Origin of the sequence: Acidocella sp., from assembly GCF_013044125.1 — a bacterium.
Classification (GTDB): Bacteria; Pseudomonadota; Alphaproteobacteria; order Acetobacterales; family Acetobacteraceae; genus Acidocella.
Genome location: NZ_JABEVC010000073.1, coordinates 1 through 6,292 on the forward strand (window position 1 = coordinate 1; position 6,292 = coordinate 6,292).

The following is a 6,292-nucleotide window of genomic DNA, read 5'->3' on the forward strand; positions in this document are numbered from 1 at the left end:
CCCCCCCCGCCTTGACGTTACTTGCAGGTAATCCGCCAACCCGCTAAAGCAGCGCCCATCATGGCATCATACTCGCCCGCGTGAGCTTGTTTTTCAGCAGCACAAAACGGCTGGAATCCACGCCCCCATGCAGGTGTGTTCCTATGAGCGCGCCGATCACGGCCCTGCCCGGCACAGAACACGATCACGCCATCCCCCAGGTACTTGGCCGCCCAGCCAGCCAAGCACCGGCCCTCATCAAATGAGCAAATTAAAATGACACAAACTGACGGCGGCGACATAAAACAGCGTTTACGGTTAAGCGTGCTCATCGCCGTCCTCGGCGTCGTCTACGGCGATATTGGCACCAGCCCGCTTTACGCACTGCAAACCTGCCTCGGTTATTTTTCCAACAAAGCCATGACCAGAATTGATGTTCTTGGCTTGGTTTCGCTCATTTTCTGGTCGCTTATCATCACTGTCACTCTCAAATACGTTACTTTTGTTATGCGGGCCGACAATAACGGCGAAGGCGGCATCCTCGCCCTCATGACCCTCGCCCAGCGCGTGGCAAAAAACAGCCGCGCCCGCACAGCCTTAAGCATGATCGGCATCATTGGCGCCGGGCTGTTCTTCGGTGATGGTATGATCACACCAGCCATCTCCGTGCTCTCTGCTATTTCCGGCCTGGAAGTTGTTTCCCCAGGTATGACCCCCGTCGTTGAACCTCTTGCCATCGCCGTTATCGTCCTGTTTTTCCTGGTGCAAAAGCGCGGCACGGGCGACATCGGTGCCGCCTTTGGCCCCATCATGTTCATATGGTTCCTCACCATCGGCGGCCTTGGTCTCGCTCAAATCCTGCATGATCCGGCCGTCCTGAAAGCCGCCAGCCCGGCCTACAGTGTCTTTTTCATCCTACGGCATGGTTTTACTGCTTTTGTTGTGCTGGGTGCCGTTGTGCTCGCCGTCACCGGAGCAGAAGCTCTCTATGCGGATATGAGCCATTTTGGCCGCAAGCCCATCCGCGCATCCTGGACTTATTTTGTCCTACCCTGCCTGCTCCTGAATTATTTTGGCCAGGGGGCGCTCGTTATCGCCGACCCTGCTAGTGCCGTTAACCCCTTCTTCATTTTGGCGCCGCACGCGCTACAAATTCCCCTTGTCCTTCTCTCCACTGCGGCCACGATCATCGCCAGCCAGGCTGTCGTGTCCGGCGCGTTCTCCATAGCCCGGCAATGTGTCCAGCTAGGTTTGTTTCCGCGCATGGAAATCCGCCACACCAGCGCTACGGAAGAAGGCCAGATCTACGTACCGCAAATTAACCTAATGCTCGCTTTCGGCGTCATCATGCTGGTGCTCATCTTCCAAACCAGCAATGCCCTGGCCTGGGCTTACGGCATCGCGGTCACCGGTACATTCATCTGCACCAATATTCTGGCCGTTGTGGTGTTCCGCCGGTTGTTTCACTGGTCACGGGGTGCATCTATTGCCGTATTCGGCTTCTTCGGCCTGGTTGACCTTGCTTTCTTTGCCGCCAACACACTTAAATTTCTCGATGGCGGCTGGGTTCCCCTGGCCATCGGCCTGAGCCTCACATTTATCATGACCACTTGGCGCCGCGGCCGTAACCTCATCATCGCCCGCTGGACCCAGGACAGCCTGCCCCTCGCCTCTTTCCTCGCCCGCTTGCCGCAATCGCGCACAATCCGCGTCCCCGGCACCGCCGTCTTCATGACCGGCAATCTGGACTTCGTGCCAAACGCCCTGCTGCATAACCTCAAACACAACAAAGTTCTGCACGAGCAGGTTTTCTTCGTGAACGTCCGCACCCTCGACGTTCCCCAGGTCAAGCCGGAAAACCGCGCCGCCGCCGAGGAAGTCGCCCCCGGCATTTACAAAGTCACCCTCTCCTACGGCTTCATGGAAAGCCCGAACGTGCCGCGCGGGCTGGAGCGCCTCTCCGCCCAGGGCATCGAGATCTCCCCCATGCAGATGAGCTACTTCCTCGGCCGGGAAACCGTGGTCCCCGCCTCGGTGCCCAAACTCAACTTCATCCGCCGCGGGATGTTCCTGTTCATGACCCGCAACGCCGTCTCCGCCACCGAATTTTTCCAAATCCCGAGTGACCGCGTGGTCGAGCTAGGCGTGCGCATCGCCATCTGACTCAATGCGCGCGCGCCCCAGGCACGCGCGCGCATCCGCCACACACCCCCCCGCCAGCCACCAGCGCCGCACCGCGTCCAGCACCCGGCCAACGCTTGGCCCCGGCGGCACACCCAACGCCACAACATCGCGCCCCTGCACGGGAAACACCGGCCGCGCCATGGCGGCAATCCGCGCCCGCAATTCTCCCCAGCCCGGCCGGTCATCCTGCTCCAGCCAGCTCCGCCCGATCAATATTTCCCCCGGCGCCTCGACCAAAGCCCGGCGCAGCGCCGCATCATCCGCATCAGGCGCCAGCGCATTGGGCGCCATCAAGGCCGCCAGCCGCACCTGCTCCGCGCCGCTCAGCCGCCAGCGTTGGGCGAACAAACCCGCATCCCCGCGCAGCAGCGCCGCCACTCGCAACAATTCATCAACCGGCGCCCCGCGCGCCACCATGCCCGCCAGCCGCGCCTCATCGGCCTGCGGCAACACCAGATCCAGCACACCCGTCTCGCGCATCAGCGCCACCACCGCGCGCGGGTCCTCCGCCCGCAAAATCTGCTTCACCTCGCTCCACACCCGCTCGGCGGAGAGGCTCCTCACCCCCTCGCGCAGCGCCACAATCGCCGCCACCGCCTGCGCATCCGGCACGCCACGCCCATAACGCGCAAAAAACCTGAAAAACCTTAAAATCCGCAGATAATCCTCGGCAATCCGCCGCCCGGCCTCGCCCACAAAGCGCACCCGCCCCGCCGCCAGATCCACCCGCCCGCCAAAATAATCGAACACCGCGCCATCGCGCGTGGCCGACATCGCATTGATGGTAAAATCCCGCCGGCTCGCGTCCATCTCCCAGTCATCGGTGAACTCAACCACCGCATGCCGCCCATCAGTCGCCACATCGCGCCGCAGGCTCGTCACCTCAAACCCGCGCCCGCACGCCACCACCGTCACCGTCCCATGCGCCAGCCCGGTTGGCACCGCCTTCAACCCGGCGGCCCGCACCCGCGCCATCACCTCCTGGGGACTCAACGGCACGGCGAAATCCACATCCGCCACCGCCCGCCCTGCCAGCATATCGCGCACCGCGCCGCCCACCATCCGCGCTTGCGGCAACGCATCCCACAGCGCCGCCATGCCGGGCAGGCTAATCACCGCGCCCCACGCAGCCGCAACGCCAAATCCAACAAAATTTTCGCCGTCGCGCCCCAGATCACATGCGCCTCATGCGGCCAGACGACAAAATCCTGCTCCATCCCCCGCCAAAACACCTTCCGGCGGCGCGGCGCCGCCGGGTCCAGCAGCGTTGCAAACGGCAAACAGAACACCTCCTGCACTTCCCCAGGATCAGCCCTGAACCTCACCCCGCGCGGCACCAGCGCCACCACCGGCGTAATATGAAACCCCGTCCCGGTGATGAAATCATCCATCCGCCCGAGCACCTCGGCCACCGCCGGATCAAGCCCGACCTCCTCGCGCGCCTCCCGTAGCGCCGCCGCCTCCGCCGAGGCATCCCCCCGCTCGATCTTCCCGCCCGGAAAGGAAACCTGCCCCGCATGGTTGGGCATCTGCGCGCTGCGCCGGGTCAGCCACACCCCGCGCTCCGGCTCCAGTGGAATCAACACCGCCGCCGGCCTGTTCTCCGCCGCCGCCAGGCAATTATGCGCCAAACCGGGGGGCAACCTCCGCCGCAGCTCCGCCTCGGTCATCGCGTCAATGTCTCCAGCCTACCTGCCGCAGCCCGGCGGCAGATCACCCAGCGAAAAGAACGCCCCGCAACTCCACACACCCAGCACGCTGCGCCCCCGCACCATCCCCGGCTCCGCCAGCGCCACCAACTCATAATACGTCGCCCGGCAAATCCGCGCCTCAATCGGAAACGCCCCCTTGCCATCGCGCACATGCAAATAGGGCGTCGGCTCGCAGCTCAGCAGATCATGGCGTATCCGTATCGGATGCTCCGGCCCGGCGGTAATGCATTGGTCGATATTGGTACGAAACGTCAGCACCTGCTGCGCCCCCTGCCCCGACCACTCCAGCTCCATGGCCACGAACGGCACATCCTCAACCTCGATCCGCCCCCGCTCCACCGGAGTCTCCAGCATGTACCCGCCATCCGCCTCACGCGCCAGCACGGTCGAGAACAAACAGATCATCGGCTTGCGCGTAATCGGGCTGCCCCGGTACATCCAGGTTCCGTCACGCCTGATCAGAAACGGCAAATCCCCGCAATCGGCGGCAACCCGCTCCGGCCTGAATCCGGCGCAATCCTGTTTCTTGCCCTGGCTCACAATCGCGCTTTTCTCCGGCCCCGATGATCTCATGATCCTCCGATATAGGGATCATCATATCGCGATCAAATGGGCAACCGCGCGCGGCCCCCAAATCAACCGGGAATCTCCGCGCCAACAAGCCCCAGCCGGTCCGCCGGCGGGTAATAGCGCAGGATCACCAGCATCAGCGCCATCGCCGGCACGGCCGCGAAGGCGGAGAGAATAAAGAACGGAATAAACCCCATCGCCGCCGCCATATAGCCTGAAAGCCCGCCCACGGTCCGCAGTGCCATCGGCGCCAACGAAGACAACAGCGCAAACTGCGTCGCCGTATGCTCCGGATGGCACAACCCTGACATATAACTCAGGAACGCCGCATCCGAGACCCCCTCCGCGAACGATTCCAGCGCCGAGGTCACCACCAGCATATGCGGCTCACCCGGAAACAACCCCAAAGCCGGATACATCGCCATCGCCAGCGTCTGGAACACCCCCGTGACCAGCAAAGCCCGCCCCACGCCGAGCCGCGCCACCAGCACACCGCCAACCGCCGCCCCCGCCAGCGTCGCCGCAAGCGAGACCGGCCCGTTCGCCACCGCGATCGCCGCCCGGTTAAACCCCAAAAATGTGTAATAAGGCGCCAGCATCACCCCGGCGAGCGCCTCGCCGAGCCGGAACAAAACAATAAACGCCACAATCACCAGCGCCCCGCGCCGCGCCAGAAACTCCACCAGCGGCTCACGCACCGCCTGGGCAAACCGCGCCCCGAACCGCGCCGGCGCAACCTCGCGCGCAACCCGCGGCTCCACCGCCAGCAATGTCGCCACCGGCCCCGCCAGCGCCAGCCCCGCCATCAGCAAAATCGCCTCACGCCAGCCAGTCTTCACCGAAAGCGCAATCACCCCGGCGCCGGAAATCAGCATCGCCCCGCGATAGCCCCAAACATACGCCGCCAGCGCCGCGCCCTGCGCCCGGGGCGCAAACGTCTCAATCCGCCACGCATCAATCAATATATCCTGGCTGGCCGACACAAACGCCAGCACCGCCCCAATCCCCAACGTCAACCCCACATGCGTCACCGGGTTGGAGCAACCCAGCGCCACGATGCATCCCACAAGCACCCCCTGCACCAGCAACAGCCAGCCCCGCCGCCGGCCCAAAAACAGCGGCTTCACCTCATCAAACACCGGCGACCATAAAAACTTGAGCGTATAGGCCAGGCCGATATTCGCCGTTAGCCCGATCACCCCCAGCCCCAGATGCGCCGAAGACAGCCACATCCGCAGCGTAAAACCCGAGAGCGCCAGCGGCAGCCCGGAGGAAAACCCCAGCGCGGTCATAATCGCGAAGGTCCGCAACGCCGCGCCCTTCATCGCCGTCTCATCTCCGGCCATGCTGGGGGCATGGCGCGCGGCCCAAACGCCCGTCCGCCCTACAACCCGCCCGGATCGTTGATATTATCCGCCTTGCTGAAGGCGCCATCAACCATGCTGCCCTCATCGCCGGGCTCCATACCCGCCTGACATAGCCCCTGCCACTGCAATTGCGAGGTCACGGTCAGCGGCCCGGAAGCCGCGCCGATCGTCGCCTTCAGCGTCACGCTCCGCGCGCTGGCATAATCCAGCGTCTCATGAATCCGCACCGGCTTGCCCCGCTGCATACAATCGCCATCAATCGTATATTTCGCGCCCGAGCCCGAAATCTTGAGGCTGCTACAGGAGCTCCCATTACTGGTGAAAAACTTCATATCCGTCGCCGGATCAACGCAGCTCACCGTCACCACATGGTCAGCATTGGGCAGCGGCTTGCCATCCGGCCCCGTCACCGTCGTCGTGCTCTGCCACAAGCCAGACTCCCTGGCCGGCAGCCCCGCCGCCACCGCCGCTTGGGTCACG

General features: G+C 63.8%; 6 protein-coding genes. 1 reads left to right on the top strand and 5 read right to left on the bottom strand.

The features are described from left to right. Positions 1-249 precede the first annotated feature (249 nt). Positions 250-2,142 (top strand): potassium transporter Kup, encoded by a 1,893-nt coding sequence (locus HKL97_RS04550; protein WP_408820697.1) that lies wholly within the window; start codon positions 250-252, stop codon positions 2,140-2,142. On the opposite strand, the gene HKL97_RS04555 is transcribed toward HKL97_RS04550, so the two are convergent. The 5 genes from HKL97_RS04555 to HKL97_RS04575 all read right to left on the bottom strand — a co-directional run. Continuing rightward, positions 2,119-3,279, bottom strand: coding sequence for a CCA tRNA nucleotidyltransferase (locus HKL97_RS04555; protein WP_291422919.1), 1,161 nt, complete (start codon positions 3,277-3,279; stop codon positions 2,119-2,121). The two genes, HKL97_RS04550 and HKL97_RS04555, sit on opposite strands and share 24 nt — an antisense overlap. Continuing rightward, positions 3,276-3,833, bottom strand: coding sequence for a CoA pyrophosphatase (locus HKL97_RS04560; protein WP_291422920.1), 558 nt, complete (start codon positions 3,831-3,833; stop codon positions 3,276-3,278). Before HKL97_RS04560 ends, HKL97_RS04555 begins: the two co-directional genes overlap by 4 nt. Positions 3,834-3,851: 18 nt before the next feature. Beyond that, on the bottom strand, positions 3,852-4,448 hold the full coding sequence (locus tag HKL97_RS04565; RefSeq protein ID WP_291422921.1) for a DUF1285 domain-containing protein: 597 nt from the start codon (positions 4,446-4,448) through the stop codon (positions 3,852-3,854). Positions 4,449-4,510: 62 nt separating this feature from the next. After that, complete coding sequence (locus HKL97_RS04570) at positions 4,511-5,791, bottom strand: AmpG family muropeptide MFS transporter (protein ID WP_291422922.1); 1,281 nt, start codon at positions 5,789-5,791, stop codon at positions 4,511-4,513. A 38-nt stretch (positions 5,792-5,829) separates the two neighbouring features. Next, positions 5,830-6,292 (bottom strand): DUF3617 family protein (locus HKL97_RS04575; RefSeq protein ID WP_291422923.1); only part of this gene is annotated, 463 nt, incomplete at its 5' end.

What these genes read in the sequence shown, in the direction of transcription:
- HKL97_RS04560 (WP_291422920.1), bottom strand. Translation starts at nt 3,833, where the DNA reads ATGACCGAGGCGGAGCTGCGGCGGAGGTTGCCCCCCGGTTTGGCGCAT.
- HKL97_RS04565 (WP_291422921.1), bottom strand. Translation starts at nt 4,448, where the DNA reads ATGAGATCATCGGGGCCGGAGAAAAGCGCGATTGTGAGCCAGGGCAAG.
- HKL97_RS04570 (WP_291422922.1), bottom strand. Translation starts at nt 5,791, where the DNA reads ATGGCCGGAGATGAGACGGCGATGAAGGGCGCGGCGTTGCGGACCTTC.